Genomic DNA, 26,079 nt, shown 5'->3' with positions numbered 1-26,079 from the left:
GCGGCGGCCCACCCGGGCCACCACGCAGCGGACATATTCCCCGATAGCTCAGCCGGTAGAGCGGGTGACTGTTAATCACTAGGTCCGTGGTTCGAGTCCACGTCGGGGAGCTGAAACAGGGCGTCAGACACAAGTCTGGCGCCCTTTTCTTTTGCCCTCTCCTGCCCGGGGCAAGAGAAAAGCTCAAGCGGTCGTTGCAGCACCCGAGCATGGCAGAGCGCACCCAGCGGATTGAGGAGCTGTGGGGCGGCAGGCAACCCATCCCGAGCAGGTGGAGACCGCGCCGGAGCAACTCCCCGAACTCGAGAGACGGCTGGCCGAGCTGGGTGCGGACCCTGTGGGGGGAGAGTCCTGGGACGTGGTCAAGACGCGCATTCTCGAGTCGCTGTGAACCGCGCACTGCTGCGCCGCTTCCCATATGCGGTCTTCTACGTGTTGAGTGGGCAGAGCATCACGGTGATCGCCTGCTTGCACGTTCGCCGTCGACCGGGCGTGTGGAAATCGAGGACCTGAAATGCACCGCCGTATCCGCCGAGGTGCTGGAGGCCGGGAAGCCTCTGGTGGAGCGGGGCTCGTTCAGCTTCGAGAAGTACGGCCTAGGAGCTTGTCGGAGTATCGCCCCAAAACGTGTCCTACATACCAACCGTAGCGGTGCGTTCGACTCGCACTACTCGATATGTAGTGGGTCGTGGGAATATTCCGACAGGCTCCTAGTGGACTGTAAACGAAGTTTTTGGACGTAGTCGGCGAGGCACTACCAGAGCGCCACAGAGACCTCCCGACCACGCATGGCTGAAACTGGCCCAATTGCCTGAACTCGCGCTCGGAAGCCGACTCTCTCCGCTCCGCGACTATGTCCACGAACTTCGTGGACACTCCACTAGCCATCAAGGGGGCCTGCGAGACGGCGGGCATCCCGCCCTTAACCCCGGGACGGTTCCAGCACTCCGTCGCCACCTGGGCCATCGAGAAGGGCGCGGACCCAGCTTCGGTGGCGGCCTTTCTCAACCACAAAAGCCCGAGCACTACACGGCGCTTCTACGCGACACACGCCGTCCCCACGAAGGTGCCCACCCTGCACTAGCCCTGCTCTGCCCTTTTCACGGAAACTGAGGGCGGGCCGCTACTCACCTTCCTCTTTGGTCGGGCTAAAGACGCAGCCACGCTCCTCGGCATAGATGCGGAGGTTGGTCTGCACCTCTTTCCGGCGACTCTTATCAGCCTTGAGGTGGCGCATATCGATGCTCCCATGCGCCGGATCGATTTCAGTCGGGTCCTCGTAGACGTCACACGTTTCCCGATGGCACTCAGCGGTAGTTACTGCCCACGTCCCGCATGCAGGAAGACCCTTGCCCCCTTGCTCTTTCGGCTTCGTGTAGAACGCAAAGGCCTTCTCGGCACTCGTCTTCGACGACAACGAAATCGACAGGCCGTGTTCATGGTCTTTCAACCGAAACGCCATTTCGGTGAGACGACCCTTCTGGAAGAACTGCGGGTGTACTTGCCGAAAGCACCGCTCCTCAGAGGGCTCGTGCTTCGGTCCCGTTGAGGCGTCCTTCTCGGGGCTCGCGTCGTCCTTCGCCGTCATGCCCGCTCCCCACGATCCTTGATACGAAGAACGAATCCCGCCGTTTTCTCCAGCGCCTTGTCCTCGTTCTCTTCGAACGCCACCTCGTCGGCTTCGGTCTCACGGGTCTTCCCCTTGACCGCGTGTAGGTAAGCCGACCTTTTTAGGAGGTTGAACTCGGCGCTTACCTCCCACGGTTTGAAGGTCCATTCCGCCTGCACTCCACCTTCCGGGGTCGGATACAGATACGGCAGCGGTACCTTGTAGGAAGCCATCAGCGCCAGAATGATGCCGCGCAACCAGCCGAGCCCTTCCTTGGAGGGTACTTCCCCATCCTCACCGTCGAGCCACCCGTGCTCTAGGTCCTCGAACTCCTTTAGCCGGCTCTCCACGTCTTGCACGTCGGCCTCGCTGAGGTCGGACTCAAGCGTAACAGTAGGGACCCCATCGAATTCCTGGAAGGCGTCCTTACTGTTGAACTGCGCGATCCCGGCAACTTGGATTCGAGTGAACTTGTAGTCGCGTAGCGCGTTGCTGATGACCGGGTGGGAGGCGTTCCGGGTAGGCCACCTCGATGACGCCCTGCTCCTTGGTGTCCAGCCAGAAGTGGCGCTTCTGCGCGTCCTGGCGGACAATTATCCCTGTGAGTTCCACCTCGCGCGTGTACGTATCCGAGGTGAGTAGTACGAGACGCTTGCGCGTCTCCGGGGTGTAGGCAACTGCGCGCCGGCCATCACGCGCAGGACGAAGTACAATGGCCTCCCCATCACGCAGGCTGCGTCCGAACTTCCTGAAAAGCGGAATGACGTTGGGCGGGAAGGCCTCGGGGAGCTTTCCTCGGCTCTCGAAACTCTCGATTGCGTCGGTAAGGGTGTCGCGAGCCTCGTCGAAGACGTCATGCCCCGGAGGGAAGAGAGGGCGCTCTTCACCGGTGCTCTTGATGACGCGATCCAGTCGCGCGACGGCAGAGCCCTTCTGGATACTCGTCAGTCGGAGTTCGAATTTTCTGGCGAACCCCTTCGGTAGACGACCCGTACGGGTTCTCTCCCGAGCCATTTCCTTCGCCAACTCGACAACGAGTTCTTGGTACGCCACCAACTCGGTCAGCGCATCTACTGGGATCGAGGGTGAATCCGTCTCGAACCGGTCTCCAACGAGAGTAGGTGTCGAGAACTCGTGGCTAATAGTGGGCATGGCGTAGACGCGACTTTCGTAGTGTACCCCAGCAGCCTGTAGAGCCGAATCTAGAAAATCGCGGTTGTGGGGCTACCGGGCGGCGAGATGCGGATGACCCGAGGAGCTTGCTTCCACCCCGTAATAGCTCGCCGCGCCCCGTCTGGACGAAGCGGGGATGAGCCCACCGGGCAGCGAGGCACGGCGCAGCGGAGTCAGTCGGAGTTGGACGGGAGCGTGACGGTGCCGGGATTCTCGATGGCGGCGAGCGCTGCGCGCAGCAGGTAGCGTCCCGTGTCCTCACCGCGCAGGCGAGCCATCTCCATCAGCGAGTAGAAGAGGACCGCCACCTCGGTGCCGCTCGGCGGCTTGGAGCCGTGGTGATTCCGCGCACGGGACGTGGAGCGACTCGGGCCGCCGATTCGAGGAGCTCAGGCAGTCGGCCCACGTCGTCGGCGAGGCAACTCACCCGCGAATCGACGAAAGACGCGGCGGAAAGCCGCGGCATCGGCGTAGCCCACCTGCGCGGCGATGTCGTCGACCGATGCGTGCGTCGTCTCGAGAAGATGTGCCGCGCGACTCACGCGGATGCGTTGCACGAGCTCGTGCGGCGTCACTCCGAGGCTCGCGTGGACCCGGCGAGCGAGCGTCCGCGGAGACACCGCGGCCACGCGGGCGAGCTCGTCGAGAGACAGCTGACGGCCGATATTTTGCGCGATGAAACGTTCGACCGCTCGCAACCCAGGGTCGGACACGCGGAGATGCTCCATCACCATGTAGCGGGCCTGGGAGGGCCGCTCGTCGAGGACGAGGTAGCGCGTCACGAGATGCGCCACGGAAGGCCCCGCCAGCCGTGCGACGAGCGCGAGCATGAGATCCGCGTGAGCCAGCGCGGAGCCGGCGGTGAGGATTTCCCGGCGTCGACCACCATGAGCTCGGCCGAGAGCGACACCCTGGGAAACATCCGAGCGAACTGCGGGGCGAGCCACCAAGCGCCTTCTGCTACATGACGGCGCGGGCGCACAGCGGCAGGACGATCGTCGAGTTCGGCACGTCCTTTGGCGTCTCGACGCTGTGGCTGGCGGCGGCGGTGCGCGACAACGGCGGCGGCCGCGTCATCGGCACCGAATGAACATGCGGGCCTTCGCCAAAGCGTGTCCCGACCCCGAAATTGTCCGACAGCTTGTTAGACAATTGAGCTGAGAGGGAATCACGCCAGGAGTTCGATTCCAATATTGAGCCTGATGGGATTGATGCGACCGCGCGGAGAGCAAGACCATCCGAGTAGACACACCCCATGGAGGAATACCCGAGAGACTTCATTCCCCCAGCCAGTAAAGGCCGCGCTGGGTGCGCAGTACCTGCTCCAAGAACTCCGAGAAGGAGCTGGCGACTGGCCCGCAGTATTTCGGGTTGGGCCATGCCTCATGATAGCCGTCCGTCAGGGGGTAGTGGTCGTTCTCCTGGCGGGCCACATCCACCAGCACGTAGTTGCCGTCCTGGATGTCGCAGATGACCCACATCGATGCGGGCCCATGCGCGTCATCGTCGTTCTTCTTCCCGAAGATGGCCACTCGTGCCCGGACGACCTGTGACAGCGGGAGGATGCGGTAGGGGGTGTCCGGCAACCGCTCAATCAGCTCCGCCCCGTTGCAGTGCAGGTAGAAGGCCCGCAGATCCGCGTCCAACCGCCAGCCTACCCGCCGCTCGAACTCCTCGATCTCCTCGGGCGTGGCGGGGGGATACGGGAAATGATCGCGGGAGACCTCTTCGAGCAGGCGGCTCATGGACGTGGCCATCGTCAGTTGTCCGTGTAGGGCAGGTTGGGACCCACTGTATTCCAGGGGGATTTGCCGCCATAACAGGCGGGATACTGATCGTTGTACACCTCGTGAACGTCCGGTTGCGCGGGGAAGACGTTGTTGGGGTCCACCGGGTTCCCAGCGTGCCAGAGGTCTCGGATGTGGTGCCCCGGCCAGGACACCCCGCCCTGCTCGGGCCACTGACCAAATTTCTCGCTCCAGGCCTTCCGGAAGGATGTCCGAAACCTGCTCCACGCCTTGCGTTGAGCTGCATTGTCCTCGGGTGACAGTTCGGGATAATCGCAGCAGCAGTGATAGATGCCGTAACGGCTCCCGCCCTTGACGGGAACGGGCAAGGCAACGAGGCGTCCCTCCCAGTCGAACTTGAAATCGGCCAGCCACATACAGCCCATGAGCTTGTAGCCCTCGCTGGCGCACTCCCTCTGGCACCCGTTCATGAACTCCCGACGGCACTGCCAAGGACCGTAGAAGAGAGTCGTCTTCATCCGTCCGCCCGGAACGTTCAACCAGGGCAGTTCCTTTTTCACGGCAGGTTTGGCCCCCGGTGAGGGAGAAGGACCAGAGCCTCCTGTTCCAGGGCCATCCGATCTCTGGGTCGTCGCGCATCCGGTGAGGAACACCAACAGCACCACTGCTCCGGCCAGCTTCATTTGAACCCCCGTGGTGATGTCCCCCCAGCAATGGACCAGTTCTCGCGGCCTGGTTGAGCGAAGGGCGACACGGCATTCAAGGGCGACACGGCCTTCTGCGCGGGCGCGAGGTGGTCGGTGGTCATGAGTTCCCCCAGGAATGGTGTCAGACGACTCGTAGGCGACGAGGTGTCAGAACGAGTCCTTTGAAACCTGTGGAGCTCCACTGGGACACCACGGACCAGGAAGGGTGTCAGACGACTCGTAGGCAACGAGGTGTCAGAACGAGTCCTTTGAAACCTGGAACGACCCACGTGGCCTGCGAAGCGAGCCCCGGCTCAGGGGCCAGCGCAGCTCGCGTGGTGTTGAGCGCCGGGCCGCAGTTGCCCACAGGCCCAAGCACTCTGCCTCACCCCTGCGGGGAGCACAGCCTGAGCAGGCATGTGCCCAAAGGCAGCTGCAGCGCCTGTCCACCGGCCTGGCGCACAGCTCGGCGCCACCCTCCAGCGGCCCTCCTCGGCCCCTCTGCACCAGCCCTCACCCTCCACAGGCCTTCTATTCGCCCTATGCGTGGGAGCGTACACCCTGGAAGTGCGCGCCCGTGATGCGGCGGGCAACGTGGATGAGACCCCGGCCGCGCGGACCTTCCGCGTCACGGGTGCGGACCTCGCCCTGCTGGGCAGTGGCTGCTCGACCACGGGGGCGGACGCCTCGCTGGTGCTGCTGGGCCTGGGCACGTTCACCGCGCTGGCCCGCCGCCACCGTGGGTGACGTGGGCTGCGCATGCTCCCTAACGGCCCCAGCGCTTCGTCGTCATCACCAGCGGCTGCCCCGTCTCGAGCAGCGACTTGAGGCTCGAGAGAATCGCCGGCCAGCCCTGGGAGATGCCCTTCATCGTCTCGCCGCCCTCGACGAGTTCGTCGTGCAGCACCGTCAGGCGCACCGCGCCCATGAACGGCTCGAGGAGGAACGTGACCTTCGAGGGCGGCTCCGCCCCGGGACGCCCCTCGGGCGAGCCCCAGGAGAGGACGAGCTTCTTCGGCGGCTCGGACTCGAGCACCTGGCCGGTGACGCGCACCTCGTTCGTCTCATAGTCCTGGTGCGCCCAGCGGGAGCCAGCCTTCCAGTCGGAGACGTTCTTGTGCATGCCCCAGTACTGCCGGGTCAGCTCGGGGTCCTGCAGGGCGGCCCAGACCTTCTCCGGCGTCGTCTGGATGTACGTGACGTAGACGAACTGCGGCTTACGGGTCGTCATCCTCTTCCAGCCCTTTCTTGAGCTCGTGCAGCGCGCGCAGGCGCTGCCGCTCGAACTTCCCGATCCACCGCTCGTAGATGTCATGCAGCGGCACGGGATTCAGGTAGTGCAGCTTCTCTCGGCCCCGCCACACGACGGCGACGAGGTTGGCCTCCTCGAGCACCGCCAGGTGCTTGGTGACGGCCTGACGCGACATGTCCAGGTGCTCGCAGAGCTCCCCGAGCGTCCGCCCGTTCTCCTGGTGCAGCAGATCCAGGAGCTGGCGGCGGCTCTTGTCGGCGAGCGCCTTGAACACGAGATCCATGTCCATCTCCCCCAGCAATACGCAACCTGGAGGTTGCATGTCAAGGCCACGGCTCCCGAAGCCGCCCGTCGGGAGGGGGCGCTGCTCACCCCTGGCCCTGGAGCGGGCGGAAGAGGCTGCTCAGCGCGTGAACCGCGCCGCCACCGTGCTGCCGCCATCGAGCCGCGTCCGGGAGTCAGTAGGTGGGGCGCGTCTCCCGCGAGAGATGCTCAATCGCCTCGCTCCAGATGGCGCCCCGCTCGTCGCCCGCCCAGGAGGTCACGATGCCACCCCCTCTGCTCATCACCCCCACCTTCAGCATGGCCCGGCGGTGAGCCGGAGAGGCGACGAACTGGTACATGGACGCCTCATCCTTCCAGACCGTCAGTGTCCGTTTGGTGTTGCAGGACTCGGACCCACCGAATTGGACGGCCATCAGGCCGGGCTGCGTCGGCAGGGTTTCATTCAGGCCGACCACCGCCGCGTCGAACTCCGTCTGAGCCTCTACCGTGGACCGCATACGCAGATAGGTGCTGCTGATGATGTAGGAACCGGGGCTCAGTTGGCCATTGGCGTCCACGCCCGGGCCCTGGAGCGCGGAGGACGCCTGGAAGTCTGGCTCCAGCACCCCACGCTGGCAGGGATCGGTTTCGGGCTCGTGGGTGGGAGGCGGCGCGGCCGTCTCGGATCCGCATGCGGTGACGACGAGGGACGACAGAACGGCGGCGAGCAGGCGCTTCATGGAGGACTCCTTGGAAGTGGCGGGGTGGATCAACGTGAGGAGGAGGGAGCGGCTTGGACGGAGCCGAAGAGCAGGGGCGAGAAATCCCGGCCCAGACGCCGGGAGTGGAAGTCATCGGCGCGGGCGAAGACCTGGACCTGGACGGCCGACTCTCTCGAGGCCGCCGTCGAGAGCGTGGCCACCCAGTGGCGCGAGCCATCGGGCGCGCGCACGCGCAGATAGAGGTAGGAGCCCGCGGGCAGGCGCTCCTCCACGAACCCCGTCAACCGCATCTGGTCGGAAGGCGCCAGGGCATGACGGCTCAAGGGATTGTCTCCGGGGGTCCGGGTCTGGACCCAGCCCACCCCACCCAACGCCAGGAGGGACAGCATCGACAAGATGAGGAGTGTGCGTCGCATGCGCGGAAGATGGCGCATCCGCACCGTTCCTCCGCCGCGAGCCGATGGACGGCGGCCTCCAGCCGATGAGCGGCGCGAGGCCCCGCTTACCGCGCCTTCATCCCCAGCGCGGCCTTGAGCGTGGACGCGGAGCGCCGGCTCACGCGGGCGAGCTGCCCATCCTGAAGCTCGACCTCATGCTCCCCGTTCCGGGAGTGCACGGCCTTCACGTGGGTGAGCTGAATCAGCTCGCCCCGGTGAACGCGCAGGAAGCCATGGCTCCGCAGCCGCTCCTCCAGCTGGGTCAGCGACTCCTCGGTACACTGCTCCCGCTGATCCGCGAGGAAGAGCGTGTATTTGTCACTGCTCCAGAAACGCGAGATGGACCGGGCATCGAAGAAGTGAAAGACGCCCTGGCTCACCGTGACGATGCGGCACGAGGAGTCCACTGGCGCCACGGCCTCCAGCACGCGCGCCACCGCGGCCTGCTTCGCGAGCAGTCGCCCGCGGGCACGCTCGAGCGCATCGGCGAGCCGCTCGGGACGCACGGGCTTGAGCAGATAGTCGACGGCATGGGCCTCGAAGGCCCGGACCGCGTAGTCATCGTGGGCGGTGACGAAGATGAGGGGCGGTAGCTCCCGGTAGCGCTGGGCGAGTGCCAGCCCGTCCATCCCAGGCATGCGCACGTCCAGCAGCAGCAGGTCGGGCCGCAGTTCCTCCACCCGTCGCAGTGCCTCTTCGCCATCCCCGGCGTCACCGACGACCTCGACGTCGGGCAAACCACTCAACAGCCGCGAGAGCCTGCGGCGCGCGGGCTCCTCATCATCGACGATCAAGATCCTCATCGGGGAGGCCCCCCGCTCGGGAGGGTGATCCGTGCACGACACCCACCTCCAGGCAAGGGCTCCAGCGTGAGCGTGCCTTGCTCGCCGTAGAGCAGGCGCAGTCGCTCGCGCAGATCCTTCACGCCCGTCTGGGCTCCCTGGTGCTCGGATGCCCCGGGCCCCGGCCCATCATCGATGACCTCGAGGTGGAGCCACGTCTCCTCCCTCCGCACGAGCACCCGCACACTCACGCCCTCGCGCCGGTCCATGCCGTGGAGGATGGCATTCTCCACCAGGGGCTGGAGCACCAGGGGGGGCAGGGGGATGCCGGAGACATGCTCATCCACGGCCAGGTGCGTGCGCAGGCGCGCGCCGAATCGGGCGGTCTGGATGGCCAGGTAGTCGCGCGTCATGTCCAGCTCGCGCTCCAGGCTCACGAAGCGGCTCTTCCCGCTGTCCAGGGCATAGCGGAAGAGCTCCGCGAGTCGCTCGAGGGTCCGCTCCGCCAGCTCGGGATTCTCGGAGATGAGACTGGCGACGGTGTTGAGGCTGTTGAAGAAGAAGTGGGGCTGGATGCGGGCCTGGAGGGCCGAGAGTTGGGCCTCGAGCGCGGCGCGCTGCGCCAGGAGGGCCCGCCGCTCGATGCGCGCCGCCGTGTTGCGCAACCGCTGCACGAGCAGTCCGGGAAACAGGAACATCCACGAGACGAGCGTGGCCACCAGGAGGTCTTGCGCCATCGAGTACCGCAGCCCTACCCCCAGGCGCACCTTGAGTGGATGGATCACGAGGATGACCATCACCAGTGGAACGCCGGAGCCCACCGCGACGTGCAACACGCCCTGGGCCAGGGGCGACCGCAGACGCCTCACGAGGCCGGGCATCACCCAGATGTAGAGGGAGTGGAGGGTGAGAGCCAGCGTGAAGAAGATCGGGTAGCCCGTGGCGACGTGCTGGAGCGACTTCGCGAGGGACAGGGTGAAGAAGTCCTTGTCGAGCAGGGGCGCGGTGGCGAGCGGCGCGACGAAGTACAGCCAGATCATCTCCAGGGGCAGCAGGGGACCCGGATCATCCTGGTCCTCGATGCGGCCCAGAGTGGAGTCGGACGATGCGCGCATGCGCGGCGCAGCGTAGGGGCAAGGTCACTTCCTTGGCCAGTCGCGCCGATGAATGGCGCGTCCTGGGGTACGCCTTTTTGCCCTGAAGCCCGGCTCACTGGCGACTCACACCTGTGACACCCAGCCCTTGCTCCAGGCATCCCCCACCGCAGACGTGCCAACTCAAGAACCCGGGCGTTCTCGGACACCTGACTCGGTATGAACACCTGCGCCTGGACCGCGCGGACGTAGAAGGGAATGGCACGCGCCGGTGCCTGGCCAAGTTGCAGGCCCCCTCCCGTGACATGAAGACGCCGTCCAGAACCAGACAATACAAGCGCGGCGTTACCTGAAAGGCCAGACTGAAGAACAGGTGCGCCGTGCGTTCGCCCTGGACGTGTTCACCTGCGTTCGGTGTGGGGGCTTCTGGTTCGTTCCCAATGATCTGGGACGGAGGACCGGGGAGCCCGTGTCCGGTCAGGCTCTGCGGTTCCGAGTGATCCACGCTGGCGGTGTGGATGCCGGAACAGGCTCCCCGGAGTCCTTGGAATCACATCCCGACCTGCTTCACGTCTACTCCGTCACACGCGCGCAGCCCCAGCGGTTGATGGGCTCCTGACACCAACATTCACCCGTGACGCCATCGCTATAGACGCAGAACTTCTCGGGGTTGTTGTAGGGCGAGCATCCGTGTCCATCCACGGAGGCACACGTCGGAAGCGCCTCCTCATGGTGAGTAGAGGATGGCTCGGGCTCGGCTTCGACTCCGCCGCAGCCCGTGACGACAGCGGAGAGAGTGACAACACATGCAAGGAAATGCTTGATCATCGTGCAACTCCTGTCCGGTTGATACTGTGGGCAAAATAGGTGTAGCCAGACAGCTTGTCAATGTTTGCCTTGGCGACCGCGCGGTATCTGGGAATGAAAGACTCCTCTCTGGCGCTCATGGTCAATCAGGTCCCGTCGAAGCCCCGGCAGAGCGCGTCACCGAGCAGGTAGCCCAGTGAGTGGCTGACACCGTGGAAGAGCCGATCACGGGGTCGCGGTCGTCGCGGGCTGGAGCGCGCCCAGGTCCGCGTTGCGCAGGAACCGGACCAGGGGCCTGTCAATCTTCCGCACGCCGTTCACCACCACGGTGGGCTTGAGGAAGAAGAGGTTGTTCCAGTTGAAGTCGTGCAGGGCCTGCTCGTCGGCGTCGCTCCACGAGGTGTCCACGCGGCTGTTGTAGTACCCGAGCTTGCTCAGCACGAGCTTCACGTACTTGGAGGTCTCCGAGTCGAGCGGGATGAGGTCCGCTTCGTACGGCGCGGCGACGCTGGCCTGGTAGCGGTTCATCTCCACGTCCAGCTCCTTCAGCGCATTCGAGCTGCCGTGGACCACGGCGTCCACCAGCACGTGCGTATAGAAGGCCGCTTCGTTCTCCGCGCTCCAGACGCGGATGACGCCAGAGCGCTCGCCGTTGCGGTCACCGCCCACGAGGGCCCCCGCCTTGAGCGCCGCGAGCAGCCGCTGCGGCAGGCTGCCTTTGGCCTCCTGGAAGCCCTGGGCCATGGCCCCGCACATAGCCGGGGTGGTCTGGTTGTTGGCCTGCACCACGAAGGTGGCGCCCTTCACGGCGCAGCGGTGCTCGGTGTTCTGCTCGCCGGTGCGCTGGCCCACCGTGACGGTGCCGTCCGGGTTGAGCTTCACCGCGGCGAGCTGGCGGTAGTTCGCGTACGGGTCCACGGAGAACACGAAGTCGACGGCGCCCTGGGCCGTGTCGCCCGCAGCGGTGCGGGCGAGGATCGCCTCGGCGTCATCCACCGAGGGGTAGAACATGGTGGCCACCGCCACATCCGGACGGCCGTAGGGCACCAGGCCGCTGATGCCCGCGGGGAAGGAGATGCTGGCCACGCCGCACGACTTCTCCACGGGGTCGCACGCGACGATGGCGCGCGTGCCCAGAAGCCGCGGGTTGATGGTGGGAGCCGGTGCCGCCGCGAGGGCGGACGTGGAAGCGAGCATCAGGGACGAGACAACGAGCAAGCCACGCTTGAAGGACGTCATATGCAGAAGACCTCTGGAGATGGGGGCATGCGATGAAGAGTCTTCTGGAGAAAAAACGATGCATTTCCTCGCGCAGGGGCCAGGCGTGCACTCGCCGTGGGCAACCCCAGGTGCGCCAGAATCGCTCTCACCCCTCCTGCTCTCTTTCTCGCTGGCGTGCTTGCCCACACCCACGCGCGAATTCTCCATCTTCATCCGACCGCGTGGGAGCCGAGGGCCAAGGCCTGGGCGGGGCTGCTGGCCCGCGTATGCCCAATGCAATACAACCCGCGATCACCATGACCCCCGCCACCCTGCCCGTTCTCGCCGCGATCCTGACCGCCACGGCCTCGACGCTCGCGGTCGAAAGCGGCTACCGCACGCCCCCCGAGCCCATCGCGAGCATCCTCGCGGCCTCGCCCTCGCCCGAGGTGCTGGTGAGTCCCCAGCACCAGAGCCTCGCCCTGCTCGGCTACGAGAGCATGCCGAGCATCGCCCAGCTCTCCCGCCCCATCCTCCGGCTGGCCGGCTACCGCATCGACCCGGCCACCACGGGACAGAACGAGGCGCAGGTATGGTGGCTCAACGCGCTGACCCTCCAGGACCTGGCCACGGGCAGACAGAGCACGGTCCGCCTGCCCGAGGGCACGCGATACTCCCAGCTCCGGTGGTCGCCCGACGGGCGGCGACTCGCGCTTGTCCTCGAGCGGCCGAAGGAACTGGAGCTGTGGGTGGTGGAGCAGGACGGTTCGGCCCGGCGCCTCGCCGGGGCGGTCAACGCCGCCTTCGGCACGGCCTACGCCTGGTTGCCGGACGGCACCGGGTTCATCGTTCGGCAGGTGCGGGCGGACCGGGGCGCGCCTCCCGTCGCCGACGGCACGCCCACGGGGCCCATCATCGAGGAGAACTCCGGCCAGACCAGGCCCGCGCGCACCAACCCGGACGCGTTGCGCGGCCCGGCCGATGAGGCCCTGTTCGAGTACTACTTCACCGGCCAGCTCGTGCGCGTGGCCCTGGACGGCTCGGCGCCGCGCCCCATCGGCACGCCGGGGCTCATCGCCCGCTTCTCCGTGTCGCCCGACAGCCGCTACCTGCTCACCGAGACCCTCAAGCGGCCCTTCTCCTATCTGCTGCCCGCCGACAACTTCCCGCGGGAGATCGCGGTCGCGACGCTCGACGGGCAGCGCGTGCGGATGGTGGTCGACCGGCCGCTGGCGGACGAGGTGCCCATCGACATGGGCTCCGTCGTCCAGGGGCCGCGCGAGGTGGACTGGCGCGCGGATGCGCCCGCGACGCTCGCCTGGGCCGAGGCGCTCGATGGCGGCAACCCCAAGGCGGACGTGCCCTTCCACGACAGCCTGTGGATGCAGGCCGCGCCCTTCAAGGGGGCACCCGTCAAGCTCGCCGACCTGAAGGAACGCTTCCACAAGGTGTATTGGGGCCGCGCCGACCACGCTCTGGTGTTCGAGCGCAAGTGGAAGACGCGCACCGAGCGGCGCTCGGTGGTGAACCCCTCGCGGCCGGGGACGGCGCGGCTGCTGCTCGAGCGCAACCACCAGGATCAGTACGGCGATCCCGGCGCGCCGCTGCTCGAGACCAACGCCGCGGGCAAGCCGGCGATGCGCTACACGGCCGATGGACGCGCCTTCCTCGTACTGGGCCCGGGCGCGACGAAGGCGGGCTATTTTCCCTTCGTCAATCGGCAGGAGGTGGCCAGCGGCCAGGTGAAGCGGCTGTGGACCGCCCAGGCGCCCTACTACGAGCGCGTGGAGGCGGTGCTCGACGCGGACGGCGACCGCCTGCTCACGCAGCGCCAGAGCGCGACCGAGGTGCCCAACTACTGGCTGCGCACGGTGAAGGACGGCAAGAGCCGGGCGATCACCTCCTTCAAGGATCCGGCGCCGGTGTTCGCGGGGGTGACGCAAAAGCAGATCACCTACGCGCGCGCGGACGGGCTGCCGCTGTCGGGCATGCTCTATCTGCCAGCGGGCTACGACCCCAAGCGCGACGGGCCGCTGCCGACGCTGCTGTGGGCCTACCCGGCCGAGTACACCGATGCCAGTGTCGCCGGACAGACGGTGGACATGAGCAACCTCTTCACGCGACCCGAGGGCTTCAGCCACCTGTTCATGCTCACCCAGGGCTACGCGGTGCTGGACAATCCGGCGATGCCCATCGTCGGCGCGAACGGCGCCGAGCCCAACGACACTTATGTCGAACAGCTCCGGGCGAACGCCGAGGCGGCGGTGGAGGCGCTGGTGAAGCTGGGCGTGGGCGACCGCGACCGCATGGCGGTGGGGGGCCACAGCTACGGGGCCTTCATGACGGCGAACCTGCTGGCGCACACGGATCTGTTCCGCGCCGGCGTCGCGCGCTCGGGCGCCTACAACCGCACGCTCACCCCGTTCGGCTTCCAGTTCGAGGAGCGCACCTACTGGAAGGCGCCGGAGATCTATACGCGCATGAGCCCGTTCACCTACGCGGACCGGATCCGCGAGCCGCTGCTGCTCATCCACGGCGGAGCGGACAACAACCCGGGCACCTTCCCCATCCAGTCCGAGCGCTTCTACGCCGCGATCAAGGGCAACGGCGGCACGGCACGCTACGTCGTGCTGCCCAACGAGGCCCACGGCTACGCCGCCCGGGAGTCCATCGGGCACGTGAACTGGGAGACGGTGAAATGGTTGGATCGCTACGTGAAGAACGCGCCCCCGCGCGCTCCGGCGACGGCGGCGGACACGGTGCGCTGAGCACTCTCGGGCCGGTGCTCCGCTGTCCAATGCGCGTGGTGTTGAGCCAAAGCACTGGCTGCTGCTCCCTGCACCACCGCAGCCCTCCTCCCCTGCCTCACCCCTCCTGGGAAGGAGGCCAGGGCTGAGCAGGCGCGTGTGGCGTCCCTGGTTCCTTCACCTCGGGCAAACCTCACGAAGTTCCATGCTCAGAGAGTGGGAGAATCGTGAATGCGAAAGGGTATCATCCCATGTCGGTCAGCAATCGAATACAAACCAACATACATGGTTGCGCAGCCGCTGGTCGTCAAGCACAAGCTCCCGGATTTCGTCTGGAAGCTGCTCACGCTGCCATTGGCATTCCCGGCGGCCAGCTTGTTCACGCTCAGATTCAGGAGCTGCTGCTTGCACGGCCCTGATCGCATAGGCCGCCGCGCCCAACTCATGCGCTGCCACGTGAGCCACTGCTACAGCCTGCCCAGCCGCGTAGGCCGCAAGCTTTGCCGCGCCGGACAACTCTCTGGCGGCGGCATTGGCAACAAAAGCAGCCTTGTGGGCCTGGCGCATTGTAATCTCGCCTCGTGTCCAGGCACGAGCCAGCTCGATTGACTGGCGCGGCCGCTCATCTTCGGGTTGTGCTTCTTCAAATAAATGCAGCACATGCTCCGCGCATGCGGCAGCCCATATTGCAAGAAGGCGGTGATTTGCATCACTCAAGGTGCCGCCACGACGAACGGTAATGAATCTAGGATCGCGAGGCTTGGTGAGAATAGGCATCTACGATGATCATACCGCAGAGACAAGTTGGCCGAAAGCCACAAGGGATTCGAACTCATGCGCCCCCAAGCCGGGGCCGAGGCCAGAGGAGGAGCGCCAGGCGCTGGCAGCGACCAGCCCGCGCAGGCGCTAGCGGGAACGCAGATAGCGCTGCGGCGAAACGTTCATGACGCGCTTGAACATCGCGATGAACGCGCTCGTGCTCGTGTAGCCGAGGTCGGCCGCGACGCACTTCACGCTGTCGCCGCGGTCGAGTTGCTCGATCGCACGATCGACGACGCGTTGCTGGCGCCAGCGCGTGAAGCTCGTGCCGACATCGGCGCGGAACCAGCGACGGAACGTGCGCTCGGACATGCCGACTGCGCGTGCGAGCGCGGCCACACTCGTCGCCGGATGCAACGTGACGAGCTCGGTCACACGGCGCAGTCGCGCGTTGACCGGAACCGGCTCGACAAGCTCGTCGACGAGGACGGCCGTGAGGCGAGCGCGGCGCTCCGGATCCGGCGCGTGGCCGATGCGCTCGACGAGGTCGTGCACGAACCCGGAGGCTTCGACCCATCCCGTGGCGCGCGCGACGAGCTCGGGCGGGAATGACAGCACGAGCCAGTGATGATCGGCCGTGGTGTGTACGCGATGCGGCGTGTCGCCGGCGAGCCACAACATCGAGCGCGGCGTTATCGCCCAGTCCTGAGCGCCCGTGCCGATCGTCGCGGTGCCGCGCAGGCTGACGACGAGCTGCGCTTCGCGATGGCTGTGCATCGGCACCACGCTCGCGTGGCCGAACCACGACAACACCTGGCCGAATTGCAACATGGTTCGCGATGGGCCTCGACGGAAACCGGAGCGTAACGTGAAGGACGACGGTTTACCAGGGAGGACACCGTGGTCTACGACGTGATCATCGCAGGGGCCGGCCCGGTCGGCCTGTTCCTGGCCTGCGAGCTGCGGCTCGCGAAGCTCTCCGTGCTGGTGCTCGAACAATCGGAGGATCCGCACTCACCCCTGAAGCGGCTCCCGTTTGGAATGCGAGGACTCTGGGGCCCCAGCATCGAAGCCTTCTACCGGCGCGGACTGCTGGAACGAATTGCGTCGCGACGTCGTGCCGACGAGAGTGCCCCTGGCCAGCCGATACCTGGATCAATGGCGTCCGGCTCACGGCTCCGCGGGCCGGCCGGCCACTTCGCGGGCATCACGTTCGACTACAGCAACATCGATTCGTCGCGCTGGACATACCGACTCCCGGGCCCGGCTGACACCCAATCAGGTGTCGAAATGGAGCACCTCGAGCACGTCCTCGCCGCTCACGCGCTCTCCCTCGGAGTGGAGATCCAGCGCGGCCATGGCGTCGAAGGCTTCGAGTCTTCGAACGATGAACTCACCATCCGTGCCGGCGAGCAACGCGTTCGCGCGCGTTGGCTCGTGGGTTGCGACGGCGGCCGCAGCACCGTACGCAAGCAAGGTGGCTTCGAGTTCGTCGGTACCGAGCCTGAGTTCACGGGATATTCGGTCCAGGCCGAAATCGCCGACCCGGAGAAGCTCCGCCTGGGCCGTCATTACACGCCGACCGGTATGTACACCCAGTGGCAGCCAGGGGCGATCGCGATTGCCGACTTTGACGGCGGCGCATTCCATCGCACCCAACCGATCACGTGCGAGCACGTGCAAGCGGTCTTACGGCGCGTGTCCTGCACGGACGTGACCCTCAAGGCGTTGCACGTCGTCTCGACATGGACCGACCGCTCACAGCAAGCCACGACCTACCGCAAGGGACGGGTGCTGCTGGCGGGAGACGCCGCGCACATTCATTCACCGCTCGGCGGACAAGGCTTGAACCTCGGACTTGGAGACGCAATGAACCTCGGGTGGAAGCTTGCCGCGACCATCCGAGGCGATGCCCCCGATGGCTTACTCGACAGCTACACCGCGGAGCGACATCCGGTCGGGGCGCGCATCCTCGATTGGACACGAGCCCAGGTCTCGCTGCTGCGACCCAACCCACATTCTCGCGCGCTCAACGCCATCCTTCGCGACCTGCTCGATACGCGCGACGGCGCGACCTACTTCGCTGAACGTCTCTGGGGAGTGTCCCTCCGCTACGACCTCGGCGATGAACACCCGTTGGTGGGCCGCAGCTGCCCGGACTTCGAGCTCGAGGACGGAACGAGGCTCGGCACACTGCTCCGAGAGGGAAACGGTTTGCTGTTGGACTTCGGCCGGCAGGCGTCGCTCCAAGCGCTCGATGGCCTTTGGGGCGACCGTGTCAGGTACGTGGCGAGCGACGCCAAGGAGCGCCTTGGACTGAGCGCGCTGCTCGTGCGTCCTGATGGGTTCGTTGCATGGGCGAGCGATACGACGCCCAGTCCCGAGGAAGTCACACGAGCCGCGGCGAGATGGTTCGCGAGCCGCGGACCTCACGCCATCAGTCGCTGACAAGAAGCCGTTCGGCTGAAAGGACTCGTCTCGGAGTTCTCACGCTCCCCCAAGCAGGAACCTCGTCACCGGCCCGCGTGCACGGAGGCGGTGATCTCGAGAAACGACCGTACGAGCAGATCCTTCTCGTCCGATGCCCGCCACACCACTCGCCCGAGGAACTCCACGTCGAGATCGCGAATCCGCTTCAGCACCGCGCCAATTCGCACGATCGCCGCCGTGCTCTCCGCGAAGAAGGTCAGGCCCTCGCCGCTCGCGACGAGCGTGAGCTGCGCCTCGCCATCCGCCTCATCGTGGACGAGCGTGAGCGGCTGTTTACGTCCGCGAAAAGCCGCGAGCAGATCATCGTAGAGCCGCGGGTTTGCTTGCCGCGGCCCCAAGATGAAACGCTCATTCCGCAGGTCAGCCATCTTGAGACTTCGCCGCGACGCGAGCCGGTGTTCCTTTGGCAGCACCACGCCGATGCGATCGCGAAACAACACGCGCGAGCGGATGAGCGGGTCTTCCTCGGGTGCGTCGTAGCCATAGCCCAGCGAGATGCGGCCATCACGGAGCGCGGAGATCTGCGTTTCGTTCACCAGCGGCTGAAGGCGAACCTCCGCACGTGGGTGGCGCGCGCGAAAGATGGAAACGACCTTCGGCAAGAGGCCCGTGTAGGCGAATCCGCCCTCGAATCCGACCACGACCCGGCCCGTGCGGCCCTCCGCTGCTGCTTTGGCATCCTCGATGGCCATGGCCGCCCGCGCGAGTGTCGCGCGCGCACCTTCGAGGAAGCTCTTGCCCGCGGCGGACAGCTTCACACCACGCCCGGAGGGCACGAAGAGCTCCACGCCGATCTCCTCTTCGAGCTGAGCGATCTGCCGGCTCAGGGGCGACTGCGAGACGTGAAGCTGCTGCGCCGCACGGCCGAAGTGCTCGGCCTCGGCCACGGCGATGAAATAGCGCAGGTGACGGAGTTCCATGATTCAGACCTTATGGGTCCTGGTTTGTTGCAATCAATGTCTTGGACGCCAAGGACACACGTCCGCATCCTTCACCCGAATCTGCCCGTCAAGGAGCCACCATGCACACTCCCGTCACGATCATCGGCGCCGGCCTCGGCGGCCTCACCCTGGCTCGCGTCCTGCACATCCACGGCATCCCGGCCACCGTCTACGAGGCGGAGGCCTCACCGACGGCGCGCGCGCAGGGCGGGATGCTCGACATCCACGACTACAACGGCCAACTGGCTCTGCAGGCGGCAGGCCTGATCGACGAGTTCCGTGGCCTCATCCTGGAGGGCCGCCAGGCGATGCGGATCCTCGAGCGGGACGGGACCGTCCTGTTCGACAAAGCCGACGACAGCACGGGTGGACGCCCCGAGGTGCAGCGCGGCGAGCTGCGACAGCTCCTGCTCGACTCGCTCCCGGCCGGCACCGTCCGGTGGGGCCACAAGGTCAGCGGCGTCCGTCCCCTCGGCGAGGGCCGCCACGAGGTGACCTTCGCCAACGGCACCACCGTCGTCACGAGCCTGCTGGTCGGCGCGGACGGCGCGTGGTCACGGGTCCGGCCGCTGCTCTCCGACGCCGCACCCGAGTACGTCGGCAGGTCGTTCGTCGAGACCTGGCTGTTCGACAGCGACACCCGGCGCCCGGCCACCGCCAAGGCGGTCGGCGGCGGATCGATGATGGCGCTCGCGCCGGGAAAGGGGATCCAGGCGCACCGGGAGAGGGGCAGCACCCTGCACACCTACGTGGCGCTCACCAGGCCGCAGGACTGGTTCGCCGCCATCGATTTCACCGATGCCGCCGCGGCCGCCGCGCGGATCGCGCAGGAGTTCGACGGCTGGGCGCCGGAGCTCACCGCGCTGATCACCGACAGTGACACCGCGCCGGTCCTGCGTCCCCTCTATGAGCTGCCGATCGGGCACCGGTGGGAGCGGGTGCCGGGGGTGACCCTGCTCGGTGACGCCGCGCACCTCTCGGCCCCGAATGGCGAAGGCGCCAACCTGGCCATGTACGACGGCGCCGAACTCGGCAAGGCCATCGCCGCGCACCCCGACGACGTCGAAGTCGCCCTCACCGAGTACGAGCAGGCCATGTTCCCCCGCGGCACCAAAGCCGCCACCGAAGGCACCCAACTCCACGAGCTCCTCTTCGGTGACAACGCACCCCACGGCCTGATCACCGCGTTCATCGAAGACGAGCAGACCCCATGAGCCGCCAGGTCGTGTGGACGGAGGACTTCGAGCGCCTGCTCACGGCGCTCGGGTTCTCCCGCGCACACTCCGTCCTGGGCGCCGCGCCCTGACTAGTGCTTCTCGCTGTCGAGATAGGCCATCTGCGCGGCCGGGTACCGCGTGCCCGCGATGGCACCGCGCGGTGCCACCTTCTCGACCTGGGCAATCTGGTCCGCGGTCAACGGCTTCGCGGCGAGCGCCTCATCGAGCTGCTCCAGGGTCCGCATGCCCAGCGTCGGTGTGAACTTCGGCTCCTTGCCGAGCACGTACCCGATGGCCAGTTGCCCGGGCGACATGCCCCACTTCTTCGCGAGCTCCTGCAGCCCCGCGACCAGCCTGGCGTTCGCCGCGGCGTTGTCCCCACTGAAGCGTGGCATGTGGGCGCGAGCGTCTCCCGGTTTGAGCGGGCTCGCCGAGAGCAGGCCGCGTGACAGCACGCCGTAGAGCGTCGCGCCGATGCCCAGCTCATGCAGGATCGGGAAGATGGCGTCCTCGGGGTCGCGGCTGGCGATGGAGTACTCAATCTGCAGGTCGGCGATCGGATGCACCTTCGCCGCGCGGCGGATGGTCTCCGGGCCTACCTCGGACAGGCCGATCTTCCGGACGTAGCCGGCCTTCACCAGGTCCGCGATGGCGCCGACGGTGTCCTCGATGGGCACCGCGGGGTCCAGGCGCCCTGGGCGATAGACGTCGACGTGGTCGGTGCCGAGCCGCGTCAGCGAGTAGGTCAGGAAGTTCTTCACCGCGACAGGCCGTGTGTCGACCCCCAAGAAGGCACCGTCGGGCCCACGCATCGCGCCGAACTTCACGGAGAGCTGGACCTCGTCCCGGCGGCCAGCGATGGCCTTGCCAATGAGCAGCTCATTGTGTCCGGCGGCGTAGAAGTCACCGGTGTCGAGGAAGGTGATGCCGTGCTCGATGGCGGCGTGGATGACGGCGATGCTCTTCGCGTCGTCCGTCTTGCCGTACACACCAGACATCCCCATACAACCCAAAGCGATTTTCAGTTTTTCGGGCATGGCTCGTACCTACGCTCGCGCGGCGCCCGGTGCTTGGCGTTTCTTGGCACGGACGCCGCGCCAAGAAGCGCCAAGCGCTCGAGTCTTCGCCACGCTACACTGAGCCGATGGAGAGCTTCACCGAGCTTCCCGTTCCGCTTCCAGGTCTGCGCGTGGCGCGCGGCATGACCACATCGCTGCACACCGGCCTCAAGGAACACTGGGGCATCGGGCGCATCGACGAGGGCGACACCGAGTGGTGGGGCAACGGGCGCGTCCGGCGCTCGGTGCCCGGGTGCATCCTCCTGAAGCAACCGGGCGACGTGGTGCGCCACCTGTTGCATCGCGGACCCACGGTCTTCACCGTCGTCACCTTGCCGACGGACGAAGTGGCCCGGGTCGTTCGCGAGGGAGAGGCCGAGGTGACGCCACAGTTCGAGCCCGGCGACCCACGGGCCGAGCCCTTCCATCGGCTGCTCGACGTGGCCTGTTCCGGCGAGGACCGCTTCACGCTGGAGGTGGCGCTCGCGGAGGCCCTCCAGGCGCTGGTGGCGACCCGCGGCGTGCGGTCGGACCACTCGCGCCCCGTGCGACGTGCGCTGGCGTTCATCCGCGAGCGGCTCGAGGAGCCGATCACCCTGGAGGAGCTCGCGACACACGTGAACTTCGACAAGTTCCATCTGTGCCGAGCCTTCCGCGCGCAGATCGGGATGCCTCCACACGCGTACCTCACGCATCTCCGCGTCGCCCGCGCGAAGGAGTTGCTCACCCGCGGCGTGAGGCCCTCCGAGCTCGCGCCATTGGTCGGCTTCTACGATCAGGCGCAGCTGACGCGGCACTTCCGGCGGCTCGTGGGGACGACGCCCGGGCGGTACGTGAAGTCTCCGAGTGACCTGAGGTTCCGCGGCGTGCTTCGGCCTTCTCCGCAGCCGTAGACGTCCACGTGCCGCTGGCGGCCTCGGCCCAAAACGAAAGCCCCGCGATGTCCGAGGAGGACATCTGGGGATTCGAGTAGCTCAGGCAGCCGGCCCACGTCGTCGGCGAGGCGACTCACCCGCGAATCGACGAAAGACGCGGCGGAAGGCCGCAGCATCGGCATAGCCCACCTGCGCGGCGATGTCGTCGACCGATGCGTGCGTCGTCTCGAGAAGATGTGCCGCGCGACTCACGCGGATGCGTTGCACGAGCTCGTGCGGCGTCACTCCGAGGCTCGCGTGGACCCGGCGAGCGAGCGTCCGCGGAGACACCGCGGCCACGCGGGCAAGCTCGTCGAGAGACAGCTGACGGCCGATATTTTGCGCGATGAAACGTTCGACCGCTCGCAGTCCAGGGTCGGACACGCGCAGATGCTCCATCACCATATAGCGGGCCTGGGAGAGCCGCTCGTCGAGGACGAGGTAGCGTGTCACGAGATGCGCCACGGAAGGCCCCGCCAGCCGTGCGACGAGCGCGAGCATGAGATCCGCGTGGGCCAGCGCGGAGCCGGCGGTGAGGATTTCCCCGGCGTCGACCACCATGAGATCGGCCGCGAGCGACACCCTGGGAAACATCCGAGCAAACTGCGGGGCGAGCCACCACGTTGTCGTCGCGGTCCGCCCCTCGAGGAGGCCCGATGCGGCAAGCACGAACGTGGCCGAGCACGACGCGGCGAGCATCACGCCCTTGGCAGCTGCCTTCGCGAGGAGGTCCGCGGCGAGTTGAATGTCCTTTCGGGCCAACAACTTCGCGACGGTTCGCCCACTGGCCGCGAACATCCCCGGCAAGACGACGACATCCCCCTTGCGGAGTCCGCGAAGGCTGAACGCGCCGTCCACCGCGACCGTCCGCCCGGCGGCGGAACGCACTGGCCGGCCGTCGAGCGACACCACACGCTGGCGCAGCACCCTCGTCCCAGGAGGCAACGGCGTGAGCCCGGCGTCGATGAGCTCCGCCGCCGTGCCGACGACGTCGAGCCCCACGCCGAGCGCACTGTCGGCTACACCCTCGAGAACCATGTGAACGAGCATGTGGCAAGGATAGACCGAACGTTGTCGTTACTGCCACTGGCCGGAGGGCCTCGGTCCTTGCAAAAAGGACCTCATGGACATCCGACACTCCGTCGCACTCGTCACAGGCGCCAATCGCGGCCTCGGTCTCGGCCTCACGAGAGCGCTGCTCGCTCGCTACCTCGGGCCCCTCGCCGTGAGCGAGGCCTTCGCTCCCGTGCTCGCGAAGAGGTGCCGGCCGAGGAGGTCGCACGACTGGCGCTCGATGGTGTGGAGGCCGGGGCCGACGAGGTGCTCGTCGATCAGCTCACCAGGACGGTGAAAGACGGTCTGTCGCGTGGGCTGTATCTCCGCGCCCCCTCGGCACCAAGGGGATGAGGAAATCCATCAAGAGCATCAACCATACACGAGCTGAAAGGACACGAAATATGACGACGAAGAACGGGCAACTGACTGCTCCGAACCTGACCATCGAAGCGGCGAACGGCGTGAAGTATGCCTATCGCCGCTTCGGCAAGACCGACGGCGCGGCGACGCCTCTCGTGTGCTTCGTTCACTATCGCGCCAACCTCGACAACTGGGACCCGGCGCTCGTCGATGCGCTCGCTGCTGAGCGCGAGGTCATCCTGATGGACAACGTCGGCGTCGCCGGCTCGAGCGGCAAGACGCCTGACACGGTCGCTGAGATGGCCCATGGTGCAATCGCCTTCGTCGATGCGCTCAAGCTCGCGCGCATTGACATCCTGGGCTTTTCGCTCGGTGGCTTCGTGGCGCAGGAGTTTGCATTGATGAGGCCTCATCAAGTACGCCGCCTGGTTCTCGCCGGAACGGGCCCCCAAGGCGGCGAGGGCATGCACATGTACGTGCCAGAAGTGCTCGAGATCGCGCTCCGCGAGACGATCGACGCGGAGGGGATGCTGACCATCTTCTTCGAGAAGTCGGAGTCGAGTCGCGCGAAGGGCCGCGAGTTCATCCAACGCCTCCGCCTGCGTCAGAGCAATCGAGACGTCCCGGTCACCATGAATACTGCCAACGCGCATATCACCGCGATCTCGACTTGGGGTATCCCGGACGCGTCGAAGCTCTCGCGCCTCGCGGCGATCAAGCAGCCGACGCTGGTCGCCAACGGAGACAACGACATCATGGTACCCACGACGAACTCCTACCTGATGGCCAGGCATCTTCCGAATGCGCAGCTGCGAATCTACCCGGACGCTGGGCACGCATTCTTGTTCCAGTATCCGCAAGAGTTCGCCGCTGACGTGAACCGCTTCCTCGGTCGCTAGCCAGACCGCAACAAGCAATCGTGAGCCATTTCAGGAGCACAACATGAGCGAGAAAAGCACCATCATCGTCGAAAAATCCACGCCGAAGATCGCCACCATCACCTTCGCGAATCCGCCCGCGAATGTGATCGTGCCGGAGACCGTGACACGACTGCACGAGATCCTCCATGAGCTCGAGAATGACGTTCGAGTCCAGGTTGTCATCTTCACGAGCAACATCAGCGGATTCTTCTTCAACCACTTCGATCTTCGGCAAGCCGACAAGTTTCCTTTCATACCAGGCCCAGACTCCGTCCCCATGTGGGTTGACCTGGTCATCCGCCTTTCGAAGGCTCCCTTCTTGAGCATCGCGAAGATCCGCGGACGAACGCGCGGAGGGGGCAACGAACTCGCCCTGGCGTGCGACTTGCGCTACGCGAGCCGCGAGCACGCCATCTTCGGGCAGCCGGAAGTCGGCACCGGCATCCTGCCAGGGGGTGGTGGCAGCGAACGTCTGCCACGCCTCATCGGGCGTGACCGCGGCCTCGAGGCGATCGTCACCAGCCAGGACTACGATGCCGAGCTCGCCGAGCGATACGGCTGGGTCACGCGAACCTTGCCCGACGCCGAGCTCGATCGATTCGTGGAAAGGCTCGCGACCCGCGTCGCTTCCTTCGACAAGGCCGTCGTGGCTGCCGCCAAGGCTCAAGTCGACCGGGCGTCACTGCCTCCGGACGCTGATTTCGCCACGGCATACGCGGAGTACACGAGATCGCTGGCTGGACCGGGCTTCCAGGCGGGCTTCGCGCGGCTTGGTAGGCAGTTCGCCGAGAAAGGCCTCGAGGTCGAGCTTCGGCTCGGCGAGTACCTCGGCATCGCCAACGCGCAGCCCTGACACGAGAGCCCGGCAGGCGCGCTCTCCACGGGCTCTCTTCCGTCCACCGGGGCGAGAGAAGTCGAGACATGGTTTCACGGGTATCGCGGTTCCCCCTGCTCACGCGCGAAGTGTGTTGGCGGCAGTCCTACGTGGCGAGTGAAGGCAACACTGAAGGTGCTCGCGGAGCCGTAGCCGACTTGCTCCGCGACCTCGGCGACGGTGACTTGCTTGCGCCGCAGCAGGTCTTTCGCCAAGGCCATGCGCCAGCCAAGCAGGTACTCCATCGGAGGAACGCCCACCGCGCGACTGAATCGCTCGAAGAACGCCGAACGGGACAGTGCTGCTTCCTTCGCCAACTGCGCTACCGTCCACGCCCTGGTCGGGCTCTCGTGCATGCGTCGTATCGCAACGGCGAGGCGCTCGTCGGCGAGCCCGCGCAGGAGGCCCGGCGACGCCGCGGTGCCCGCCACGGAGCGGAGGGCTTCGATGAGAAGGACCTCGAGGAGGCGGGCGAGGATGACCTCGCGCGCGGGCCGCCGTTCGCGGGACTCCTCTCTCACGAGCTCCACGAGGGTAGAGAGCCTCCGCTCGCCGCGAACGAGCACGAGCCGTGGAAGGAGCGAGACGAGCAAGCTCGCGTCCGGAGAAGCGAAGGTGCAGTAACCCACCAGCATTCGAACATCAGGCGGGCCACTCGAATCGCCGTGTCTGACTTCGCCATCGGGCAACACGACGTGCGCGGTGTCGCGCTTCCCTCTCGGTGGCTCGAGGCTCGACGCCGTGAAGTTGAACGCCGACGGAATCAAAACGAAGTCCCCCTTCTCGAGAATCATCGGCTCATGTCCGTCGACCGCGAGGCGGCTCGCACCATCGAGGATCGCGCAGTAGAAGGGCCGCCCGGATTCGGCGCGGCGAACGCTCCACCGACCTGCACCGCTGGCGAGCTTCGAGGACGAGGCGCTCGGCTGGAGCAGCGTGACCACTTCTGCGAGCGGATCGATCATGACC

Annotated in this window: 30 protein-coding genes and 1 tRNA gene; 11 read left to right on the top strand and 20 right to left on the bottom strand. The window is 66.4% G+C overall.

Annotation, left to right across the window (positions count from 1 at the left end; all coding sequences use genetic code 11):
- The first annotated feature begins 37 nt into the window (after nucleotides 1-37).
- From CYFUS_RS12235 to CYFUS_RS54495, 3 genes are all read left to right on the top strand, one after another.
- A tRNA-Asn gene (locus CYFUS_RS12235) sits at nucleotides 38-110 on the top strand.
- 131 nt (nucleotides 111-241) lie between these two features.
- Entirely contained in the window at nucleotides 242-391 is a 150-nt protein-coding gene (locus tag CYFUS_RS12230; RefSeq protein ID WP_095985383.1) for an addiction module protein, read from the top strand.
- Between the two features lie 462 nt (nucleotides 392-853).
- On the top strand, nucleotides 854-1,084 hold the full coding sequence (locus CYFUS_RS54495) for a tyrosine-type recombinase/integrase (protein WP_095985382.1): 231 nt from the start codon (nucleotides 854-856) through the stop codon (nucleotides 1,082-1,084).
- A gap of 39 nt (nucleotides 1,085-1,123) precedes the next feature.
- Here CYFUS_RS54495 and CYFUS_RS12220 read toward each other — a convergent pair whose 3' ends face one another.
- The 5 genes from CYFUS_RS12220 to CYFUS_RS12210 form a co-directional block, all read right to left on the bottom strand.
- A complete protein-coding gene (locus tag CYFUS_RS12220) occupies nucleotides 1,124-1,588 on the bottom strand; it encodes a hypothetical protein (RefSeq protein ID WP_095985381.1) in 465 nt (154 codons plus the stop codon).
- Nucleotides 1,585-1,968 (bottom strand): hypothetical protein, encoded by a 384-nt coding sequence (locus CYFUS_RS12215; RefSeq protein ID WP_232537517.1) that lies wholly within the window; start codon nucleotides 1,966-1,968, stop codon nucleotides 1,585-1,587. Before CYFUS_RS12215 ends, CYFUS_RS12220 begins: the two co-directional genes overlap by 4 nt.
- 67 nt (nucleotides 1,969-2,035) lie before the next feature.
- Entirely contained in the window at nucleotides 2,036-2,761 is a 726-nt protein-coding gene (locus tag CYFUS_RS51680) for a hypothetical protein (protein ID WP_198317016.1), read from the bottom strand.
- A gap of 194 nt (nucleotides 2,762-2,955) precedes the next feature.
- Nucleotides 2,956-3,090: a hypothetical protein gene (locus tag CYFUS_RS53870; RefSeq protein WP_269770234.1), complete on the bottom strand. Its 135-nt coding sequence runs from the start codon at nucleotides 3,088-3,090 to the stop codon at nucleotides 2,956-2,958.
- An 81-nt stretch (nucleotides 3,091-3,171) separates the two neighbouring features.
- The gene (locus tag CYFUS_RS12210; protein WP_232537516.1) at nucleotides 3,172-3,612 is read right to left on the bottom strand and encodes a helix-turn-helix domain-containing protein; all 441 of its coding nucleotides are present in this window, start codon (nucleotides 3,610-3,612) and stop codon (nucleotides 3,172-3,174) included.
- Nucleotides 3,613-3,746: 134 nt separating this feature from the next.
- Here CYFUS_RS12210 and CYFUS_RS12205 point away from each other — a divergent pair, with 134 nt between their 5' ends.
- A complete protein-coding gene (locus CYFUS_RS12205) occupies nucleotides 3,747-3,872 on the top strand; it encodes a class I SAM-dependent methyltransferase (protein WP_232537515.1) in 126 nt (41 codons plus the stop codon).
- Nucleotides 3,873-4,059: 187 nt separating this feature from the next.
- Here CYFUS_RS12205 and CYFUS_RS12200 read toward each other — a convergent pair whose 3' ends face one another.
- Nucleotides 4,060-4,539 carry an SMI1/KNR4 family protein gene (locus tag CYFUS_RS12200; RefSeq protein ID WP_095985380.1) on the bottom strand — a complete coding sequence of 160 codons (480 nt, stop codon included), beginning with the start codon at nucleotides 4,537-4,539 and terminating at the stop codon, nucleotides 4,060-4,062.
- Between the two features lie 2 nt (nucleotides 4,540-4,541).
- Nucleotides 4,542-5,213, bottom strand: a complete 672-nt coding sequence (locus tag CYFUS_RS12195) for a hypothetical protein (protein ID WP_095985379.1) — start codon at nucleotides 5,211-5,213, stop codon at nucleotides 4,542-4,544.
- Between the two features lie 570 nt (nucleotides 5,214-5,783).
- Between CYFUS_RS12195 and CYFUS_RS12190 the strand changes: the two genes are divergently transcribed.
- Nucleotides 5,784-5,963, top strand: coding sequence for an MYXO-CTERM sorting domain-containing protein (locus CYFUS_RS12190; RefSeq protein ID WP_095985378.1), 180 nt, complete (start codon nucleotides 5,784-5,786; stop codon nucleotides 5,961-5,963).
- 19 nt (nucleotides 5,964-5,982) lie between these two features.
- Here CYFUS_RS12190 and CYFUS_RS12185 read toward each other — a convergent pair whose 3' ends face one another.
- From CYFUS_RS12185 to CYFUS_RS12155, 7 genes are all read right to left on the bottom strand, one after another.
- Complete coding sequence (locus CYFUS_RS12185) at nucleotides 5,983-6,447, bottom strand: SRPBCC family protein (RefSeq protein WP_095985377.1); 465 nt, start codon at nucleotides 6,445-6,447, stop codon at nucleotides 5,983-5,985.
- Complete coding sequence (locus tag CYFUS_RS12180) at nucleotides 6,434-6,751, bottom strand: ArsR/SmtB family transcription factor (protein ID WP_232537514.1); 318 nt, start codon at nucleotides 6,749-6,751, stop codon at nucleotides 6,434-6,436. Before CYFUS_RS12180 ends, CYFUS_RS12185 begins: the two co-directional genes overlap by 14 nt.
- Nucleotides 6,752-6,926: 175 nt before the next feature.
- On the bottom strand, nucleotides 6,927-7,472 hold the full coding sequence (locus CYFUS_RS12175) for an antibiotic biosynthesis monooxygenase family protein (RefSeq protein WP_095985376.1): 546 nt from the start codon (nucleotides 7,470-7,472) through the stop codon (nucleotides 6,927-6,929).
- 29 nt (nucleotides 7,473-7,501) lie between these two features.
- A complete protein-coding gene (locus CYFUS_RS12170; RefSeq protein ID WP_157758399.1) occupies nucleotides 7,502-7,870 on the bottom strand; it encodes a hypothetical protein in 369 nt (122 codons plus the stop codon).
- An 86-nt stretch (nucleotides 7,871-7,956) separates the two neighbouring features.
- Entirely contained in the window at nucleotides 7,957-8,685 is a 729-nt protein-coding gene (locus tag CYFUS_RS12165; protein ID WP_198316555.1) for a LytR/AlgR family response regulator transcription factor, read from the bottom strand.
- A 5-nt stretch (nucleotides 8,686-8,690) separates the two neighbouring features.
- Nucleotides 8,691-9,788 (bottom strand): sensor histidine kinase, encoded by a 1,098-nt coding sequence (locus CYFUS_RS12160; protein WP_095985373.1) that lies wholly within the window; start codon nucleotides 9,786-9,788, stop codon nucleotides 8,691-8,693.
- A 1,011-nt stretch (nucleotides 9,789-10,799) separates the two neighbouring features.
- Nucleotides 10,800-11,813 carry a DUF1028 domain-containing protein gene (locus CYFUS_RS12155; protein ID WP_095985372.1) on the bottom strand — a complete coding sequence of 338 codons (1,014 nt, stop codon included), beginning with the start codon at nucleotides 11,811-11,813 and terminating at the stop codon, nucleotides 10,800-10,802.
- 278 nt (nucleotides 11,814-12,091) lie between these two features.
- On the opposite strand from CYFUS_RS12155, the gene CYFUS_RS12150 reads away from it, so the two are divergent.
- Complete coding sequence (locus CYFUS_RS12150; RefSeq protein ID WP_095985371.1) at nucleotides 12,092-14,542, top strand: prolyl oligopeptidase family serine peptidase; 2,451 nt, start codon at nucleotides 12,092-12,094, stop codon at nucleotides 14,540-14,542.
- Between the two features lie 237 nt (nucleotides 14,543-14,779).
- On the opposite strand, the gene CYFUS_RS12145 is transcribed toward CYFUS_RS12150, so the two are convergent.
- On the bottom strand, nucleotides 14,780-15,298 hold the full coding sequence (locus CYFUS_RS12145) for a putative immunity protein (protein ID WP_095985370.1): 519 nt from the start codon (nucleotides 15,296-15,298) through the stop codon (nucleotides 14,780-14,782).
- A 129-nt stretch (nucleotides 15,299-15,427) separates the two neighbouring features.
- Nucleotides 15,428-16,111 (bottom strand): helix-turn-helix domain-containing protein, encoded by a 684-nt coding sequence (locus CYFUS_RS12140; protein ID WP_095985369.1) that lies wholly within the window; start codon nucleotides 16,109-16,111, stop codon nucleotides 15,428-15,430.
- 69 nt (nucleotides 16,112-16,180) lie between these two features.
- Here CYFUS_RS12140 and CYFUS_RS12135 point away from each other — a divergent pair, with 69 nt between their 5' ends.
- Complete coding sequence (locus CYFUS_RS12135; protein ID WP_095985368.1) at nucleotides 16,181-17,728, top strand: FAD-dependent monooxygenase; 1,548 nt, start codon at nucleotides 16,181-16,183, stop codon at nucleotides 17,726-17,728.
- Between the two features lie 65 nt (nucleotides 17,729-17,793).
- Here CYFUS_RS12135 and CYFUS_RS12130 read toward each other — a convergent pair whose 3' ends face one another.
- Nucleotides 17,794-18,690 (bottom strand): LysR family transcriptional regulator, encoded by an 897-nt coding sequence (locus CYFUS_RS12130; protein ID WP_095985367.1) that lies wholly within the window; start codon nucleotides 18,688-18,690, stop codon nucleotides 17,794-17,796.
- A gap of 101 nt (nucleotides 18,691-18,791) precedes the next feature.
- Between CYFUS_RS12130 and CYFUS_RS12125 the strand changes: the two genes are divergently transcribed.
- Nucleotides 18,792-19,925, top strand: coding sequence for an FAD-dependent oxidoreductase (locus CYFUS_RS12125; protein ID WP_095985366.1), 1,134 nt, complete (start codon nucleotides 18,792-18,794; stop codon nucleotides 19,923-19,925).
- Between the two features lie 92 nt (nucleotides 19,926-20,017).
- On the opposite strand, the gene CYFUS_RS12120 is transcribed toward CYFUS_RS12125, so the two are convergent.
- Nucleotides 20,018-20,926 carry an aldo/keto reductase gene (locus CYFUS_RS12120; protein WP_332468352.1) on the bottom strand — a complete coding sequence of 303 codons (909 nt, stop codon included), beginning with the start codon at nucleotides 20,924-20,926 and terminating at the stop codon, nucleotides 20,018-20,020.
- 203 nt (nucleotides 20,927-21,129) lie between these two features.
- Between CYFUS_RS12120 and CYFUS_RS12115 the strand changes: the two genes are divergently transcribed.
- Nucleotides 21,130-21,879 carry a helix-turn-helix domain-containing protein gene (locus CYFUS_RS12115; protein ID WP_232537513.1) on the top strand — a complete coding sequence of 250 codons (750 nt, stop codon included), beginning with the start codon at nucleotides 21,130-21,132 and terminating at the stop codon, nucleotides 21,877-21,879.
- An 81-nt stretch (nucleotides 21,880-21,960) separates the two neighbouring features.
- On the opposite strand, the gene CYFUS_RS12110 is transcribed toward CYFUS_RS12115, so the two are convergent.
- Nucleotides 21,961-22,950: a GlxA family transcriptional regulator gene (locus CYFUS_RS12110; protein ID WP_157758397.1), complete on the bottom strand. Its 990-nt coding sequence runs from the start codon at nucleotides 22,948-22,950 to the stop codon at nucleotides 21,961-21,963.
- A gap of 407 nt (nucleotides 22,951-23,357) precedes the next feature.
- On the opposite strand from CYFUS_RS12110, the gene CYFUS_RS12105 reads away from it, so the two are divergent.
- Entirely contained in the window at nucleotides 23,358-24,215 is an 858-nt protein-coding gene (locus CYFUS_RS12105; protein ID WP_095985363.1) for an alpha/beta fold hydrolase, read from the top strand.
- A gap of 43 nt (nucleotides 24,216-24,258) precedes the next feature.
- On the top strand, nucleotides 24,259-25,089 hold the full coding sequence (locus tag CYFUS_RS12100; RefSeq protein WP_095985362.1) for an enoyl-CoA hydratase/isomerase family protein: 831 nt from the start codon (nucleotides 24,259-24,261) through the stop codon (nucleotides 25,087-25,089).
- 74 nt (nucleotides 25,090-25,163) lie between these two features.
- Here the strand turns inward: CYFUS_RS12100 and CYFUS_RS12095 are convergent, their stop codons facing one another.
- Entirely contained in the window at nucleotides 25,164-26,075 is a 912-nt protein-coding gene (locus CYFUS_RS12095) for an AraC family transcriptional regulator (RefSeq protein ID WP_095985361.1), read from the bottom strand.
- Nucleotides 26,076-26,079: the final 4 nt, after the last annotated feature.

This window comes from Cystobacter fuscus (genome assembly GCF_002305875.1).
In the GTDB taxonomy this organism is placed as follows: domain Bacteria; phylum Myxococcota; class Myxococcia; order Myxococcales; family Myxococcaceae; genus Cystobacter; species Cystobacter fuscus_A.
The sequence above is the reverse complement of the archived record's forward strand: the minus strand, read 5'-3'. Positions and strand labels throughout refer to the sequence as shown.

Bases quoted from the DNA above. Each gene is read 5' to 3' on its own strand.
- CYFUS_RS12195 (WP_095985379.1), bottom strand. From the start codon at position 5,213: ATGAAGCTGGCCGGAGCAGTGGTGCTGTTGGTGTTCCTCACCGGATGC.
- CYFUS_RS12160 (WP_095985373.1), bottom strand. From the start codon at position 9,788: ATGCGCGCATCGTCCGACTCCACTCTGGGCCGCATCGAGGACCAGGAT.
- CYFUS_RS12130 (WP_095985367.1), bottom strand. From the start codon at position 18,690: ATGGAACTCCGTCACCTGCGCTATTTCATCGCCGTGGCCGAGGCCGAG.
- CYFUS_RS12200 (WP_095985380.1), bottom strand. From the start codon at position 4,539: ATGGCCACGTCCATGAGCCGCCTGCTCGAAGAGGTCTCCCGCGATCAT.
- CYFUS_RS12140 (WP_095985369.1), bottom strand. From the start codon at position 16,111: ATGTTGCAATTCGGCCAGGTGTTGTCGTGGTTCGGCCACGCGAGCGTG.
- CYFUS_RS12150 (WP_095985371.1), top strand. From the start codon at position 12,092: ATGACCCCCGCCACCCTGCCCGTTCTCGCCGCGATCCTGACCGCCACG.
- CYFUS_RS12125 (WP_095985366.1), top strand. From the start codon at position 18,792: ATGCACACTCCCGTCACGATCATCGGCGCCGGCCTCGGCGGCCTCACC.
- CYFUS_RS12120 (WP_332468352.1), bottom strand. From the start codon at position 20,926: ATGTCTGGTGTGTACGGCAAGACGGACGACGCGAAGAGCATCGCCGTC.
- CYFUS_RS12145 (WP_095985370.1), bottom strand. From the start codon at position 15,298: ATGCCTATTCTCACCAAGCCTCGCGATCCTAGATTCATTACCGTTCGT.
- CYFUS_RS54495 (WP_095985382.1), top strand. From the start codon at position 854: ATGTCCACGAACTTCGTGGACACTCCACTAGCCATCAAGGGGGCCTGC.
- CYFUS_RS12185 (WP_095985377.1), bottom strand. From the start codon at position 6,447: ATGACGACCCGTAAGCCGCAGTTCGTCTACGTCACGTACATCCAGACG.
- CYFUS_RS12220 (WP_095985381.1), bottom strand. From the start codon at position 1,588: ATGACGGCGAAGGACGACGCGAGCCCCGAGAAGGACGCCTCAACGGGA.
- CYFUS_RS12175 (WP_095985376.1), bottom strand. From the start codon at position 7,472: ATGAAGCGCCTGCTCGCCGCCGTTCTGTCGTCCCTCGTCGTCACCGCA.
- CYFUS_RS12110 (WP_157758397.1), bottom strand. From the start codon at position 22,950: ATGCTCGTTCACATGGTTCTCGAGGGTGTAGCCGACAGTGCGCTCGGC.
- CYFUS_RS12105 (WP_095985363.1), top strand. From the start codon at position 23,358: ATGACGACGAAGAACGGGCAACTGACTGCTCCGAACCTGACCATCGAA.
- CYFUS_RS12100 (WP_095985362.1), top strand. From the start codon at position 24,259: ATGAGCGAGAAAAGCACCATCATCGTCGAAAAATCCACGCCGAAGATC.
- CYFUS_RS12180 (WP_232537514.1), bottom strand. From the start codon at position 6,751: ATGGATCTCGTGTTCAAGGCGCTCGCCGACAAGAGCCGCCGCCAGCTC.
- CYFUS_RS12155 (WP_095985372.1), bottom strand. From the start codon at position 11,813: ATGACGTCCTTCAAGCGTGGCTTGCTCGTTGTCTCGTCCCTGATGCTC.
- CYFUS_RS51680 (WP_198317016.1), bottom strand. From the start codon at position 2,761: ATGCCCACTATTAGCCACGAGTTCTCGACACCTACTCTCGTTGGAGAC.
- CYFUS_RS12205 (WP_232537515.1), top strand. From the start codon at position 3,747: ATGACGGCGCGGGCGCACAGCGGCAGGACGATCGTCGAGTTCGGCACG.
- CYFUS_RS12210 (WP_232537516.1), bottom strand. From the start codon at position 3,612: ATGCTCGCGCTCGTCGCACGGCTGGCGGGGCCTTCCGTGGCGCATCTC.
- CYFUS_RS12115 (WP_232537513.1), top strand. From the start codon at position 21,130: ATGACCACATCGCTGCACACCGGCCTCAAGGAACACTGGGGCATCGGG.
- CYFUS_RS12170 (WP_157758399.1), bottom strand. From the start codon at position 7,870: ATGCGACGCACACTCCTCATCTTGTCGATGCTGTCCCTCCTGGCGTTG.
- CYFUS_RS12095 (WP_095985361.1), bottom strand. From the start codon at position 26,075: ATGATCGATCCGCTCGCAGAAGTGGTCACGCTGCTCCAGCCGAGCGCC.